This is a genomic window from Streptomyces ardesiacus (assembly GCF_003112575.1).
GTDB lineage: Bacteria > Actinomycetota > Actinomycetes > Streptomycetales > Streptomycetaceae > Streptomyces > Streptomyces ardesiacus.
On the sequence record NZ_BEWC01000004.1, the window covers coordinates 45,222 to 60,790 of the forward strand.

Sequence of the window (15,569 nt, forward strand, 5' to 3'; positions counted from 1 at the left end):
CTCAGCGCTGCCAGGCTTTCGCCGCCGTGGCCCGCAGGACGAAGTCCTCGAAGGTCCGTGGCGCGCGTCCCAGGACGGTGGCGACGTCGTTCGTCGTCCAGGCGGTCACTCCGCGTTCGAGGAGCACGAACATCTCGGTGAGTTCCTGGGCCTCGCCCTCGCTCCAGCCCTCCTGGACCAGCGTCGCGGTGTACTCGGCCGGGGAGACGCGGCGGTAGGCGATGGGCAGGCCGGATGCGCGGGAGATCAGCTCGACCGCTTCCGCCCAGGTCAGTGCGTGTGGCCCGGTCAGCTCGTAGACCCGGCCCGCGTGCCGGCCGGGCTCGGACAGCACCGTGGCCGCCACGTCGGCGACGTCCTCCAGGTCGATGAACGGCTCGGGGACCGCGCCTGCCGGAAGCGCCAGCTCGCCTGCGGCCAGCGGAACGCGGAAGGGAGGGCCGTCGAAGTTCTGGTCGAAGTTCGAGGGACGCAGGATGGTCCACTCCAGCGTCGAACCGCGCACGGCGTCCTCGGCGGAGCGCATGTGCCGCCCGAACGCGGAGTCGCCCCAGTCGTCGGCGCCGTGACCGGAGAGCAGGACCAGGCGCCGCACCCCGGCGGCCTCGGCCCGCATCACGAAGTCGTGCACCGGGCCGGGCACGGACGGGGGCACGACGTAGGCGGTGGTGACCTCCCGCAGCACCCGGTCCCAGCCGGCGGGGTGGAACCAGTCGAACGGGGTCGGGCTGGAACGGGAGGCGGTGCGTACGGGCGTCTCGCGCAGCCGCAACCGGGCGGCCACCCGCCGGCCGGTGTTGCCCGTAGCGCCAAGGACAAGAGTGATGTCGTCGTTCATGTCGGCGAGTCAACGGCATGCGCCCGGACGATTCCATGGGTGATACGCCAGATCACCTGGGTGATCGTCTGGATCGTTTAGGCTGGGCGGGTGGATGCCTTCGGTGACCTCCTGCGCGGCGTGCGGGCCCAGGGCTCGTTGTTCGGCAGTTCGACCCTGACCCCGCCCTGGTCGCTCCACTTCGTGGACGGCGCGCCGCTGACCTTGTGCACCGTCCTGCGCGGAGGCGGCTGGATCGTGCCCGAGCGCCGCCCTCCCGAGCGTCTGGGCGTCGGCGAGACAGTGATCGTGCGGGGCCCCGCGCCGTTCCTCTTCGTCGACGAGGTGGGCACGGGGGCCGAACCCGTCGCGTGTGGCGCGTTCTGCTCGACGCCCGAGCAGGGCGGGACCCGTCACCGGCTCGGCTGGCACGACGCCGGCACCGGTGGGGAGGACGCGACGACCCTGGTCGTCGGTGCCTATCCGGTGCACGGTGAGATCAGCCGCAGGCTGCTCGACGCGCTGCCCGTCGTCCTGCGTGTGGGCTCCGGCGGCGGGCCCGATCCGGTGTGGGAGCATCTCGCCGCCGAGGTGGCCGCCGACACGCCGGGCCAGCAGGTGGTCCTCGACCGGCTGCTGGACTGGATGCTGGTGTGCGCGCTGCGCGAGTACTTCGACCGGCCCGGTGGCACTCCCCCCGGCTGGTACTCCGCCGGGCGCGACCCGGTGGTGGGTGGCGCGCTGCGCCTGCTGCACGCAGAACCGGCGGCACCGTGGACGGTCGCCTCGCTGGCCTGCAGGACCGGGGTGTCGCGAGCCACCCTGGCGAAGCGGTTCACCGAACTGGTCGGCGAACCGCCCCTGACCTACCTCACCCACTGGCGCATGACACTCGCGGCCGATCTGCTGACCGAACACGAGACGATGACCGTCGCGGAGATCGCCCGCACAGTGGGCTACTCCGACGCGTTCGCCTTCAGCGCGGCGTTCAAACGGACCCGCGGCACCAGTCCCAGCGCCTACCGGCGCACCACGACGACCCCGCCCCCACAGCCGGCTGGCACCGGCACATCCCTCTGACGCCACCGGCCCCTCCCCCGCCTTCAGGACCTCTCCGCTGGTCAGCGAGACAGAGGTGCAGGCAGCTCATAGAAGGAGCGTGCGGTGGCAAATCCCGGCACGGGCGGTGTGGGTGCAGGTCAGGAATGGACGGGGCTTCGGCCACCTCACCGGCTCCGATCCCGGTGAGTCCTGACCGGGCCGCCCCCTGGCTAGGCGTATCGGCCACGAGCGTTGTTGACGGCAGGCGTGCGGGTCCGATGGCAGACAGCAGATGGTGGACCTTTCACTCAAAGCGGCTGCTGTCGATGCCTTCGGTGAGCACGTCCCGGAGCGACACGGCGACTGCGTGGAGGCACGTCGCGAAGTCCTTCTCGCCGCACCCCTCGGCCCAGCGGTCGAGGGCGTTCTGGGATGCGATGGTGGCGATCTGCGCCACCAGTTTCGCGCTGTCGTCGTCGACGCCCCGTTGCAGGAGTGCGTCCTGGATCGCGCTCGTGACCCCAGCGAGCTTGGTGCGCTCCCGCTCCTGAAGCTCCGGGCTGGAGGCGATCACAGCGCGGCGTTCAGCGGTGCGGTCGATGTGCTCGGCAAGGGCGGCGCCGACCTGAGTGAGCGCCTCTAGGGCTGCCGACAGAGGAGAAGCAGCCGGGGGGGCGTCCAGGACTGCCGCACGCACTGCGGCGGGCAGCCGCTCCGAGCCGGCGAACAGGACCTCGCGCTTGTCGGGGAAGTAGCGGAAATACGAGCGGCGGGTGATCCCGGCCCGCTCGGCGATCTGCGTCACCGTCACGTTGTCGTATCCGTGCTCTGTGTAGAGCTCGAGCGCCGCTTGCGTGAGGCGCTCCGCGGTTCCGGGATCCCATCTGGCCATAGTCGGACGATAGCAAGTGATGTCTCACTGTGTCATCATTGCTAGAGTCAGTGATGACACAGTGAGACATCACTGCCAAGGGGCGACCGCTGTATTCGGAGAGGCGGGCGACCGTCGCATTCATGGCACGACAGGAGCAGGCTCATGACCGACACCACCCAGAGCGCGCGACCCGAGGAGATCTGGATCCTCGGCGCGGGCGGGCGCATCGGAAGCGCCGTCACCGCGAACCTCGCCGCCCAGGGACTCAAGCCCGTACTGGCCGGTCGCGAAAGCGGCGGCGACCGGCTGCGGAAGACCGCTGCGGACCTCGGGAGCCGAGTTGTCATCGCGAACGGCGTCGACAGCATCGCGGCCGAGATCACCCGGCAGCGACCTGCCGTGGTCTTCAACGGCATCGGGAACTACGCAGAGACGGCCCCGGTCATCGCCCGGGCGTGCATGCCCGGTGGGCACTACCTTGACCTGGCCGCAGACCTGACCGCCGTCCCCCGCCTGCTCGACCTGGGCCAGGAGGCCGAACAGGCGGGCAGCACGCTGGTGACCGGATCGGGCTTCGGCGTGCTGGCCACCGAAGCCGTCGTGATCAAGCTGTGCGAGGACCGCCCGGCCCCCGCCGCCGTGCGCGTCGACGCGCTGGCCTCGGTGTCCCTCAGCGCCGGAGTCGTCGGCGCCGCCTTCGCCGCCTCCATGATCGACATGTTTGCCACCGGTGGACGTCGTTACGCCGACGGACGCATGGTCACCTCACGCCTCGGCGCCGATCTCCACAACCTCACCCTCCCCGACGGGCAACAGGCGAAGTCCGCGGGCGCTCCCACCGCCGAGCTCCTCGCCGCCCACCGGGCCAGCCATGCGCCGTCCGTCACAGTGACCACCGGGATGGCTCCCACCTCGCGCGCCGTGCGGGCCGTGGCCCCACTCGTCGGAAAGCTGCTGTCTGTCGAGCCGCTGCGACGCTTCGCCCTCAGCCAGATGGCCAAGGCCAAGATGAAGGAGACCCCGGCCCCTCGCCGTCACTCGTGGGGGCACGCGGTGGTCACCTGGGCTGACGGCACCCGCCGGGAGGGCTGGCTGCGCGCCGACGACGGCATGGCCTACACCGCCTCGGTGGCCGCCTCGGTGGCCGCCCACCTTGCCCGTGGCGAGGGCCGGCCGGGCGCCTACACACCCGGCGCCCTGTTCGGTGCCGACCTCGCCGAGCAGGCGGGCGGACAGTTCCTCCTCCACGACACGACCGGCCCCAGCCGGCGCGGACCGGTCATGGACTGACGAGGTACCCGTGCCTCACCCGAACGCCCGCCTCACCGTCCACGGCAGACGCTCCTGGTCGACCGGGTACGCGCGGGCCGCTCAGTAGCGCACGTCGCAGACGAAGTGGGCATCTCCCGCGCCACCGCCTACAAGTGGGTCCGTCGCCGGAGAACCGAAGGCGACGCGGAGCTCTTCGACCGCTCGAGCCCCCACCTGACGACACCCCACCGCACCCTGACTCGACACGGCCTGAACCGTCCACGTCGGATGGATCGGCCCATCGGCCAGGTCATCCGCCACTACGAACGCGAACGTCCTGGTGAGCTCATCCATGTCGACATCAAGAAGCTCGGCGACACCCCTGACGTCGGAGGTCACCGGCATGGTGAGTGATGACCGCGACTGCCGTTTCCCGCGCAAAGGTCGAGCACTGGGCTGCCGTTCGCCGCCCAGAACAGAACCACGCGATGTCGACTCCCCCGCCTCCGGTCTCCGAGCCGGACCCGTCCGCGCTGTCCTGCCCCGGTGACCGGATGACCGGATGACCGGGTGGCCGGGTGGCCGGGTCGACGGTGACGAGCCCGGGAGCCGGCACGGGTGGGGAAGTTGAGCGAGCAGGTCTGGTCGCACTCATAGCGAGGAGTGAGGAGTGGCGAATTAAGGCCCCTGTCCGGCGTCCACCCGGCGTGTGAGGAGCCGGTTACGAAGCGTTCACCGCGGTCCCTGGCGGGCCGGAGGGTCTTCTGACAGCCCGGAAACCGTCTCCTCACGTTCCGGCAAGACAGCGGCGCGACGCTGACACCATGACCGACACCATTTCCGGCACGCCGTCCGGGGCCCCGTCCCCGACCCTCTTCGAGCAGCTCGGAGGAGAGGACGCCGTAGGGGCCGTTGTCGACATCTTCTACGACAAAGTCCTCGGCGACCCCGACCTCCAGCCGTACTTCACCGGAGTGGACCTGGACCGTCTCAAGCAGCACCAGCGGCGCTTCATCGGCCAGGCTCTCGGCGCCACCCGCCCCTACTCCGGCCGTTCCATGCGCAAGGCCCACGAACACCTGGCCATCACGGACGACGCCTTCGGCAAGGTCGTCGACCACCTGGCCGGCGCGCTCACGGAGGCCGGGGTGGACGAGGCGACCATCGGCACGATCGCCCAGGCCCTGCTGCCGCTCAAGGCGGACATCGTCACCGCCTGACGCGCATCCCTGGTCGGCGGGCACGGTCACGCACGTACCTGGTCTTTGGAGGCGATACGCCCTTCGGGCGTATCGCCTCCAAAGACCTTACGGGGACACGCTCCCAGCCAAGCTCTCTACCAAGTGACGTCCCACCTGTGCGGTCGGCTGCTTGCCGAGCTTGCGACAGGTCGACCTGGTCCCGTCGCCGAGGCGTCGTGGAAGGTCCTCGCCTCGGTCCGTATTCGAGCAGCACGGCGTCGCCGTCTGGCACGACCCGCTCTACGGCGCGCCCACGCCTGGGTCCGTCCCCGCCGCGAGGCCTGGCCGATGGCGGAAGAACTGTCCTTCACCGCCCCCGCTCCGCGTGATCGACAAACGAAAAGACACCTTAGAAGTCGACCAACTCTGCCTCTGCCAATGACCAATTGCTGACCTACCCACCCCTTCGGCCTTCGGGGAGGATGTGCACCGACGAGGCAGCCGCGTTCAGGAACTCGGTTGCAACAGAGTGATTCTCTGGGAGGAACAATGCGGAGGCTGTTCAACAGGTCAAGAATGGCAACGATCGTCACGGCTGCAGCTTTATCACTGGTTGCCTCAGTGACTACAGCATCGGCCAGCGCCTCGGGTGACGCCACCGCTCAGACATGCTGGGCAACCGGAACGCCGAACATCGATTCCTACAACGACTGGGGCTACGGCAAGGTCCAGAAGGCCACTGCTCCGCTACGGCCGGGCCCCTACGCGGACTGCGGCACCAGGGAGACCCTGTACAAAGACGCTCCCATGACCATCTACTGCCACTACAACAACAAGGTAGGCAGTACGTGGTTTTACGTCAGCGCATATCCAAACTGGACCCGCGGTTGGATCTACGTGGGGAACATCACCTGGGACAGTGCAGAAGAGTGCTGGTGAGAACAGAAGCATTACCTGCAATGGGCGGTTCGTAAGGTGAGGTCCGCTTCCTGTTGAGGTTGCAGCGGGGCCGCTGGTTGGGGGTATGTCGGCTATGGCTTCCTGGCAAGGTTGCCGGCGCCGGCCTCGGTGAGGATCCCGAGTTGAACTGGCGTTTCAGCTCGGCGCGGGTGCCTTCGACGTTCTTGGGCAGCAGTTCGTGGCCGAGGGCTTCGCAGACGTCCTTGGCCCGGAGCGGCGGGTCGTGTCATTGAAAGCGGCGAGGATGCGGGGGTGGTCCGGGTTCTCGAGCAGGTCAGGTGTCTGGGCCGGGAGCCGGCCGGCGAGGCCGGTGACAGTCGTGCAGGTGATCGCGAGGTGCTCCAGGCGGGTCTCGGCCTCGGCTACCACTCGCGGGTCGGCGCGCTGGGCTTACTGAGTCACCGCTTCATGGGGCAAGAGATCGAAGACATGTGGCTGGACGGCCGGCCCGTGGGCGAGATCGGCCTGGCGGTCGCTGCCAGTCTCTCCACGGTGCCGAAAAGGTCAGAAATCCCTGCGGACCTGGCCGCTTTCACAGTCCGCCGGCAGTCGGCTTCCGTCGCCTCGACGCTCCTGGGAAATTCCGGGGTCACCTTGGTAGACACACGGACGTCCAGGCGCAGGGCACCCTACCCAGCCTCTATCGGCTGTTCGGCGGGTGGACGCGAGTGGCCGCCTCGCTCACCAACCAGCCGCCGTATTGCTGACTGTCGCGACAACGGCTGGGCAGTCACCGGGTCTCGTCCTACGGTGACCACATGGGCGGTGACAGGGCGCCCCGGCTGCGGCTGGTCGCCGTCGCGCCGACGCCGGGCGGGCCGAGGTTGTGCCGGGGGCGCGGGATGCCGTTGATGCATCGGCTACGTCAACCGCCGTGTTCTGTTCGTCTGTCTGTCTGTCGGCCAGCCGAAGAGTAATGACACGGTCCCGCCCGGCCCGACAACCCCGCCGGTGAGGCGCTGGCTCAGAACCGGAACCCCACCACACTCAGCCCCTCCCGGTCCGCGGCAGCCTGCGCCCATCCGAGGCTCTGGAAGACCGCGTCCACTATCTCCTTCTCCAGCTCCGGGAACGGCCGTTCACCCGCCTCCGCCGCCCGCATCGTCACGTTGAACTGCTCCAGCGCCCGGGAGATCTCCTCCGGAGTCCACACACCGCACCCCGGCAGCTCCGTACGCGGCAACGGCTCCGGCAGCCCCTGTGCTCCGAAGGCGCTCACCGTCACCGCCGTCACGCCCATCGCCCGCAGCCCCTCGTCGACGGCTGACAGCCAGGCGCCCCGGTGCGGAGTGAAACGGTCGTTGGGCAGGAACGACCCCGTCAGCGAGCACAACCACTCGTACGCGTACCCGTACCGGAAGGCGTACTGCGCGGGCGCGTCGAACGGGCCGCCGTCGATCACCGCGCGGACCGCCTCGTACGCCGTGGGCGCGCCGGCCGCGATCTCCGCACGGAAGTCGTCGTCCTGCTCCTCCAGACGGTCCGCGTAGTGCGTGCGGAAGAACTCCAGGTTCTCCTCGCTGCGGCATCCCACCAGAGCGCGGGTGGCGGCTTCGTCCAGCAGATAGATGTGAAGGGAGGAACTCATGGGGCTCCACCCTAGAGGGGCGCAGCGCGGCGGCTGCTTGCGGTAGGCACCGTGACTCACCTGCGCCACATGTTGCCGAGGAAAGGGCTGCCGAGGATGCGAACGGCCGAGAGCGAGAAGGTGGCCACCTCGGGTTCCGGACGGTGCGCACGGTCCGTCGGCGGGGGCGCCGTAGCGACGGTGACCGCCAAGGTCGCCGCGGCGGGGGCGGCCGGGAGCGCTGCGATGGCCGCGGTGGTCGACGCGGCGAACGGGACCTGCCGTCGCGAAGGGTGGACTTGCTGTGCGGTGCGGGCATGGTGCGGGGCTCAGCTCCCCTTGAGCGAATCGTTGTAACGATTCGACGGAGACGCTGAGACGCGCCGTCAAGAGCGTCAAGAGGTCTCATAGGAGCGAGAAGCCTCCGGTCGGGGGCATCGAAAGCACGACCGCTCACCCGGTTTCCGACATGATTCCGCGCGGACGAGCCCAGGGCCCGTCCGCGCCTCTTTTGAATCGTTCAATGCAGCGGCATCACACCGTCTTCTGTGCGTACGGGACCAGCCGCACCGGTCCCACCAGCCCGTACTCCTGTCGCTTGAGCCCTCCGAAGACCTCCGGACGGCTCACCCTGAGGCGGTTGACGAGGGGCGTCGCGACCTCGATCTCGATGGTGTTCGTGCCCCGGCGCAGCAGCGGGCCCACGTCGACGACGGGGTTGAGCCGGTCGCACGGGCCCGCTTCGCTGCCGTTGACGCTCACCCGGAAGGTGTCGCTCACCTGCCCCAGTTCGAGCAGTGCGCCGTGGGACGAGGACCAGGTGCCGGGGAGGGTGACGGTGGTGCGGTAGCGACCGATGCCGGCGCTGTCCGCCAGTTCCGGGATGCTCGACCAGGGCAGCAGGGTGTCGAGCGTCAGGGTCCGGCGCACCCGTTCGGTCCGGGTCGGGCCGTTTCCGGGGCGCCAGTCCTCGACCTCGACGTGCCAGCGATCCGGTTCGACCGGAGCGGGGACCGCGGGGAGGGTGGTGGTGGCGGTCCTGCCCTGGGACAGCCGCGTACGGTAGGTGCCGCCAACACCGGCCCGTACGGCGAGTCCGCGTGCGGTGAACAGCACCTCGTCGGCCTCCGACGACAGAGCGTGCGGGCGGTTGCCGTGTTGGTCGCCGAAGAGTCCGGGGCGTCCCAGTGCGACGACGAGGGTCTGTCCCGGCTGAAGGGCGACGCGGAGGGTCACGTCCTGGCCGTCCAGGGTGTACCGGGCCACCCGTACGGCCTTGCCCGTCCAGGGGTCGAGGAGATACGGCACCGCGTCGCGGCCGTGGGTGCGGCGCAGGGTGACCTCGTGGTCGATGGCGGCCACGGGTGGCTTGACGGTCTCGGCGTGCTTGCCGTTGACCAGGTAGTAGTAGTCCGCGTCCGCCGTGACCCGGTGGGCGTTCAGGAGCGTCGAGGGAACGGAGTGCCGTACGTCGGGGGTGACACCGAGGCCGGCGAGGGCGTCGCCGACCGCGGTCTTCTCGGTGACGCGGGTGACGTTGGGCAGGGCGAGCAGGCGGTCGAGGACGTCGCGCAGCTGCTCGGTCTCGCCGGACGCCGGTACGCCCGGGGTCAGCGCCTGGTCGAAGGCGCCCAGCAGCACCACGGGCAGTCCGGCCCGTGCGAAGCCCAGGATCCTGCGCGCGTCGGCGAGGGCGAGGGTCGGGGTGGAGCCGTAGAAGAAGTCGCTCTCGACGAAGAGCGCCTTGTAGGCCGGTCCGTCCGGGGCTAGCCGCCCGCCGGAGACGGTGGCGTTCGGCAGGTCCAGGAGCGGACCGCTGAGGAACTGGTGCGTCCATCCGAGCGGTACACCGGTCGAGGTGAACCAGGACGCGCCGATGCCCGTGGCCGAATAGCCGGTCTGTCGGAAGACGGCCACGTCCGCGCGCGCCTTGCCTGACTGCAGGACCGCGTGCACGCGGCCGAGGTAGCCGGAAACGTCCCCGATGTGCCGCCAGGTCGGCTGCCGGGGCCCCCACGACTCGCCGTATCCCGGCGCGCCGTTGTACGGGCTGAACGCGGCGAAGCCCGGCCACTGGGCCTCCGGGGCGTTCGCGTACGAGAAGCCGTGCATCACCGTCTGGTTGACGCCCGCCGCGTAGGCCCCGCCCATGGTGCGCAGCACGCGGTCCCAGGTGGTGCTGTAGGCCGAGCCGTTGTAGGCGCCGGCCTCGCAGGACAGGACGGTGCGGCCCGCCATGTCCCGGCCGCCGGCCAGGCACCGGTAGTCGTCCAGGTTCTTGAAGCCGAGGGACTCCCCCTCGGCGATGTCGAGGAGGGCCGCGGTGGCGATGGCGTCGGTCTGCAGGCCGTACGGCTGGGCGCGCAGGGTCATGCCGAGGGAGTGCGCCCAGTCCCGGAGCGCGCGCACGTGGTGGCGGTTGAACAGGTCGGAGACCGTGGCCCAGAAGTCGTGCCGGATCTGCCGGGTGAGCTGGGCCTCGAAGGCGAACACCTGGTTGCTGTCGTCCAGGACGAGGGCGGGCAGCCAGGGCAGCAGCGGCCGGCCCGTGCGCTGCTCGAACGCTTCGGGCAGGCGCGCCGTCCAGACCAGCCCCTCGGTCTCCAGTTCCACGGAGTCCTCGAAGAAGGCACCGCCCGCGGCCTTCAGCAGGCGGCGCAGTGAGGCGGTGAGGACGTGGCGTTCCCAGTAGTCGGTGACGGCGGTGGTGCCCGCCGCGCTCAGGTGGTCGACCACGAAGGCGGCGGGCGCGGAGTGCGGCCCCGATTCCGGCTGCTGTCCCGATCCCCGCTGCCAATAGGAGATCAGCAGCCACTCGCCGTCGGCGGGTGCCGTCCAGGTCAGAGTGCCGTCGGTGACGGTGTCCGTGAGGTCGCGGACGGTGTCGGGGTCGAGGCCGGTCTCCTTGCGGGTGGAGTGGGCGGGTTCGACGCGGGCGGCCTGGACGGCGAGGAGACGCTGGGTGCCGACGCCGGACGCCGCGTCGTGGACGGGCGCGGGCACGGGCCCGCGGTACGTTGCGCCGGCGGCCACCGAGGCCTGTCCGTGGGCGAGTTCCTTGGCGGCCGCGTCGTCGTCGGGGGTGACTCCGGGGACGGCCACGGGCCAACTCGGGCCCAGGGTGAGGTCGATGGTCAGACCGCGGCGCACGCCCCGGCTGAGGGCGGCCTCCACCCCGTCCCGCCAGGGTCTGCTGCCCCAGCCGTGGTGGGCGGTGTCCAGGAGCGACTTGTCCCGGATGCTGTGGTGGACGGCGGCGATCTCCGCCCCGCCGAACCCCGCGTCCGCGATCCGGTCGATCTCGCGGGCCACCTCGTCCGGGTCGACCAGCCCGTCCGGCCACCACCAGCGGAACTTGGGGCGCACGGACCGGGTGGGGTCGGTGAACCACCGGGCTGAGCCGGCGGCCCGGGCGGCGGCCGGATCAGCGGGTTGGGCGGCCGCACCGGGTGCGGCGGTGACGGTGGTGGCAGTCACCCCCGCGGTCACGGCGGCGGCCAGCATCGTACGTCGGGACATCCCGCCACGCTGCGAGACGAGTTCGTGCATGAGTGCGCCCCTGGGTTCGGAGAAGGGTTCATTCGATTGAATCGTTTCAATACGGTGCAAACGTCGGAACCGTAATCCGGGGCGATCATGGGGGTCAAGAGATGTCGCACCAGTAACTTCCGGACCCCTGTGATCGAGAGTTCGCCGGCAACGTCGGCCCGGTGCGTGACGACGCCCTCGCGAGTACGGAACGGCTGCTGACGGACGGAGCCCGTCAGGCTGAGCGGTGATGGATCAACCGCACGGGCGAGGGAAGCAGAGGGCAGCGGGTGCCATGACGAACGCAGAAGGCTGCTCCCCCAGTGCCCGGTTCCGTCAGCAGGCATTCAGAGCCGACGCCCAACACCCGGCCCCAGCGCAGTCGGGGACAAGTGCCAAGTTCAGAGAGAAAGGCCAGCATCCGTGCCGCAGCTGTACTCGACGATGTCCGGCGATCCGTTCCGTCGAACCGAGATCCTCAACAACGAGCAAAGCCCCGAGGCTTCTCCGACGCCATTCCGCAGACCCTCCCCAAGGGCATGCACTACCGCAGGCAGTGGACCGGCATACCTGATCCATCAGCGAAGCCACCTGCGCCGTCTACACCGTGTGGCTGGCTGGCCAACAGCCGCCCGACCATGGCCAGAGTGAGCTACCACGCCAGGTTGAGCAGGCGGGTGGTGCCGCAAAGGTTTACGGCGCTCCTCCACCCGCAGGAAGACGCGACTGTGAGCGACCGTGTCGTAACGCCCCGCTCGTCATGGACGGCCCCGTGAGATGACCCTGGCGCCTCGGGATCCGCTGCACCACCGGTGCCTACCAGTGGACGACCTGGTACAACTACTCGACCACCACCCGCCTGACCTGCGCCGGCGGCACGCTGACGCACTACTGGATCGATACCAAGTAGCAGACGCCGACGGCTGGGGTGGCGCACCCGCACCGCTCGGGGACGCGTCACCCCAGCACGGTTCGGCACCCTTGAGCCGTGCACACCCGGACCGGCCGTGACAGCCGCCCCACGACGGCGCACCGAACGCACCGGCGTCGCCCTGAACACGATCCCGCACATGACCACGGTTGGGGCCCAGCCCCGAAGGCGGGGACCCAACCGTGGTCGACGGGGCAGAGCTCAACCGCTGACCGTGATGTTCGAGCTTCCACTGCTCTGATAGCCCTCGGTGGCCATGATCATGTAGTACTTGAACTGGCCCATGTTCATGCCGGCGCGCGCCCAGGCGTCGAAGTGGTTGCCGGTGGTGATGGTGCCCGAGCCGCTGGTCACCTTCGACTGCCGGACACTCCAGTACTGCTGGAAGGTCTTGGTGCCTTCCACGGAGGGGGCGTTGTACCGGGTCGTCTGATAGATGTCATAGGTGCCGCCGTCGCTGGACACGGTGCCCTTGTACGTACCGGTGGGCCGGTAGCTGCCCCAGTTGTCGACGATGTAGTACTCCACCAGCGGGTTCGACGTCCAGCCGTAGAGGCAGCCGTAGCCGTTGCCCGACGGGTTGAAGTAGCCGTTGTAGCGGACCGTCCTGCGTCCGCCGGTGCTCCAGCCCTTGCCGGCCACGAAGTTGCCGCAGTTGGTCCACTGAGTGCTGTAGCTGCCGCCCCCGTTGAGCGTCATGGAGACGGAGCCGCCGCCGTCGGTCCAGAACGAGTAGTACATGCCGTCGGTGCCGGTCTGGTTGGTGGTGATGGTGGTGGCGGCGTGGGCGGTGCCGGGCAGCAGCAACCCGGACGCGGTAGCGAGCGCGAGGGTGCCGGCGCCACCGAGGAAGCCTCGTCGGCTCACTCCGTTGAGGGGGGCGGGGTTCTGCTTGATCCGGTCCTGCTGTGTGCCGTTCTGATGCATGCGTTCTCCCGATGAAGGCTGGTGGGGGGCGAGCGGCATCGGCCGCCCGCGGCCTTGCCCGAACCACGGCGGGGGCCGTCCGGTCGGCACGCCGTGACGTTCGACCGCCGCACCCGGCCGCATGACGCGAGCGGACCGACGGCCTCCTGTCGTTCAGTGGCCACAGTTTTCGTAGAACGCCATGACCCTGTCAATAGTTTCGACATTCTTTCGGAAACCCAATCTTTACAAGAAGAGATCTCGGCGAGCAATACTTCCCACGTCAACGCGCTCTTCACGCGAACCCACGCGCAGTATCAGAGCGAAGGGGAGAGGCAACCTACGCAACTGAGTGATCTCACTTCGAAAGTTTCGCGGATCCACCAACCCTCAGCTGTCCGGTTCTCGGCGTCCCGGACGGCATCGATGCCGAAGCTCCGTCACCGTCGACGGCCACCTCGCACCGCACCACGGATGAGCGAGGCACGAACTGCGGACGACCGTGCGGCCGCGCCTGCGGACACCCGTGCAGCCGCGGGGAACTGACGGGCTTCCGGCGGGGTTTCGATTCCGAGGAGGTGCGGTCCAGCGCGACCGGCCCCGGCCCGGTCAGCAGGACGACGAGCAACGCCGCCACCATCATCGGGTGAGCTCCGCCGCACAAATAGGCGATGGACAACAGCGACGGCAGCCCGACGACGAGCAGCAGCCCGCCGAGGGTCTCCCCGATCGCCACGGACCATCCCGTCACCGTGGGCGCGGGAATCGCGAGTGCTGATGCCGCTGATCCCATGACACGGATACCAAGAGGTTCCGAGCGCCACACTCTGCTGGGAGCAGGGTCGGGTCAGCTCGTTAGACTCTCGGCACCCGGCGGCTCGAAGGGAAGTCCATGTACGAGTACGACAATCCGGTGATCAGTGGGTTCCACCCTGATCCGAGCGTGTGCCGTGTCGGTGAGGACTACTACCTGGTGTGCTCCAGCTTCGAGTACTTCCCCGGGCTGCCGCTCTTCCACAGCAGGGACCTCGTGCACTGGGAGCAGATCGGCAACGTGCTCGACCGGCCCGGGCAGCTGCCGCTGCCCCTCCCCGGCGCCAAGGCGTCCGGAGGCCTCTACGCCCCGACCATCCGTCACCACGACGGTCGCTACTGGGTCATCAACACCAACATCGACGGTGGCGGCAACTTCGTCGTCTCGGCCGAGCGGCCCGAAGGGCCCTGGAGCGATCCCGTATGGATCGACCTGACCGGGATCGATCCCGACCTGGCATGGGAGGAGGACGGCACCTGCTGGTGTGCCTTCTCCGGACCCGAAGGGGGCATCAACATGGCCAGGATCGACCCGGTCAAGGGCGAGGTGCTGGAGAAGCCCTTCGCCACGTGGTCGGGCAGCGGCCTCAAGTACCCCGAGGCACCGCACCTCTACCACATCGGCGACTGGTGGTACCTGCTGGTCGCGGAAGGCGGCACGGAGCGCGGTCACAGCGTGTCCGTGGCCCGCAGCCGCTCGCCGCGCGGCCCTTGGGAAGGCGCGCCCGCCAACCCCCTGCTGTCGCACAGCGGCACCGCCCACTCCATCCAGAACACGGGCCACGCCGACCTGGTGGAGGCTCCCGACGGCAGTTGGTGGATGGTACTGCTCGGTGTCCGCCCCCGCGGCTTCACGCCCGACGTGCACGTACTCGGCCGCGAGACGTTCCTGACCCCAGTGGAGTGGGACGGGGACGGCTGGCCCGTCGTCGCGCCCGTTCCCGTGACCCATGCGGCCCCGGGTGGTGCCTGGCACCCCGTTCCGGCCCCGCTCGCCCGTGACGACTTCGACGCGCCCGCTCTCGCACCGCACTGGATCTCGCCGTTCGCCCGCCCGGACGGCTGCTGGTCGCTCACCGAGCGGTCGGGCTGGCTGGTCCTCCGCGCCACCGGCCCCTCCCTCGACCGCCCCGGGTACACCTTCGTCGGGCGACGCCAGCAGCACCACGACTGCCGCGTCACCGCCCTGATCGACCCGGGTACGGGACGCGGTGGTCTCTGCGTACGCCTCGACGAGGCCCACCACTACGAGGTGGAGGCCGGGGGCGGGGAGGTCCGTGTAGTCGCCCGGATCGGGCCGCTGCGCCAGGCCGTGGTCCGTCGGCCGGTCCCGGCCGGGCCGCTGCACCTCACCGTGACGATCCGTACGTCAGACCTCGTCCCCGCGTCGCCCGAACTCACCGACGGCGGGACCACGGGGCCCGACACCATCGCCTTCGGGCTCGGCGATCCCGACGCCCCGGACACCCGGCCGCTCGCCGAACTGGACGGACGCTACCTGTCCACCGAGGTCGCCTGCGGCTTCACCGGCCGGGTGATCGGCATGTACGCCACCGAGGGCGCGGTCGCCTTCGACTGGTTCGAGTACGCCCCGGCACCGTCCGTGTGACGCCCATGAGCGGCTGTCAGCCTTTCCCGTCGTCGGCGGACCGACTGCGTGGTTGAGCGCCTTCGGGCTCCCCGCGCTTCAGCGCCGGAGC

The 15,569-nt window shown here is 69.6% G+C and carries 12 protein-coding genes and 1 pseudogene; 7 read left to right on the forward strand and 6 right to left on the reverse strand.

Features of this window, described 5'->3' with window-relative positions; translation table 11 throughout:
* Position 1 precedes the first annotated feature (1 nt).
* Positions 2-838, reverse strand: a complete 837-nt coding sequence (locus Sdi02f_RS15185; protein WP_031086113.1) for an NAD(P)H-binding protein — start codon at positions 836-838, stop codon at positions 2-4.
* A gap of 90 nt (positions 839-928) precedes the next feature.
* On the opposite strand from Sdi02f_RS15185, the gene Sdi02f_RS15190 reads away from it, so the two are divergent.
* Complete coding sequence (locus tag Sdi02f_RS15190; RefSeq protein ID WP_108933450.1) at positions 929-1,897, forward strand: AraC family transcriptional regulator; 969 nt, start codon at positions 929-931, stop codon at positions 1,895-1,897.
* Between the two features lie 265 nt (positions 1,898-2,162).
* Here Sdi02f_RS15190 and Sdi02f_RS15195 read toward each other — a convergent pair whose 3' ends face one another.
* Positions 2,163-2,750, reverse strand: coding sequence for a TetR/AcrR family transcriptional regulator (locus Sdi02f_RS15195; protein ID WP_031086118.1), 588 nt, complete (start codon positions 2,748-2,750; stop codon positions 2,163-2,165).
* Between the two features lie 144 nt (positions 2,751-2,894).
* Here Sdi02f_RS15195 and Sdi02f_RS15200 point away from each other — a divergent pair, with 144 nt between their 5' ends.
* From Sdi02f_RS15200 to Sdi02f_RS15215, 5 genes and pseudogenes are all read left to right on the forward strand, one after another.
* A complete protein-coding gene (locus tag Sdi02f_RS15200; RefSeq protein ID WP_108933451.1) occupies positions 2,895-4,022 on the forward strand; it encodes a saccharopine dehydrogenase NADP-binding domain-containing protein in 1,128 nt (375 codons plus the stop codon).
* 10 nt (positions 4,023-4,032) lie between these two features.
* Positions 4,033-4,385: pseudogene (locus Sdi02f_RS15205) on the forward strand (helix-turn-helix domain-containing protein); the annotation flags it as partial.
* Between the two features lie 422 nt (positions 4,386-4,807).
* A complete protein-coding gene (locus Sdi02f_RS15210; RefSeq protein WP_030403655.1) occupies positions 4,808-5,203 on the forward strand; it encodes a group I truncated hemoglobin in 396 nt (131 codons plus the stop codon).
* Between the two features lie 537 nt (positions 5,204-5,740).
* Positions 5,741-6,103, forward strand: coding sequence for an SH3 domain-containing protein (locus Sdi02f_RS35635; protein WP_158716750.1), 363 nt, complete (start codon positions 5,741-5,743; stop codon positions 6,101-6,103).
* A gap of 429 nt (positions 6,104-6,532) precedes the next feature.
* Entirely contained in the window at positions 6,533-6,976 is a 444-nt protein-coding gene (locus tag Sdi02f_RS15215) for a hypothetical protein (protein ID WP_368668289.1), read from the forward strand.
* A 112-nt stretch (positions 6,977-7,088) separates the two neighbouring features.
* Here the strand turns inward: Sdi02f_RS15215 and Sdi02f_RS15220 are convergent, their stop codons facing one another.
* The 4 genes from Sdi02f_RS15220 to Sdi02f_RS35640 form a co-directional block, all read right to left on the reverse strand.
* Positions 7,089-7,712: a DUF7691 family protein gene (locus tag Sdi02f_RS15220; protein ID WP_031086133.1), complete on the reverse strand. Its 624-nt coding sequence runs from the start codon at positions 7,710-7,712 to the stop codon at positions 7,089-7,091.
* Positions 7,713-8,225: 513 nt separating this feature from the next.
* Entirely contained in the window at positions 8,226-11,240 is a 3,015-nt protein-coding gene (locus Sdi02f_RS15225) for a glycosyl hydrolase (protein WP_108933452.1), read from the reverse strand.
* A gap of 1,111 nt (positions 11,241-12,351) precedes the next feature.
* Positions 12,352-13,077 (reverse strand): endo-1,4-beta-xylanase XynA, encoded by a 726-nt coding sequence (xynA, locus tag Sdi02f_RS15230; RefSeq protein ID WP_030403652.1) that lies wholly within the window; start codon positions 13,075-13,077, stop codon positions 12,352-12,354.
* A gap of 337 nt (positions 13,078-13,414) precedes the next feature.
* A complete protein-coding gene (locus Sdi02f_RS35640) occupies positions 13,415-13,792 on the reverse strand; it encodes a hypothetical protein (protein WP_159107653.1) in 378 nt (125 codons plus the stop codon).
* Positions 13,793-13,948: 156 nt separating this feature from the next.
* Here Sdi02f_RS35640 and Sdi02f_RS15235 point away from each other — a divergent pair, with 156 nt between their 5' ends.
* The gene (locus tag Sdi02f_RS15235) at positions 13,949-15,478 is read left to right on the forward strand and encodes a glycoside hydrolase family 43 protein (RefSeq protein WP_053638672.1); all 1,530 of its coding nucleotides are present in this window, start codon (positions 13,949-13,951) and stop codon (positions 15,476-15,478) included.
* Positions 15,479-15,569: the final 91 nt, after the last annotated feature.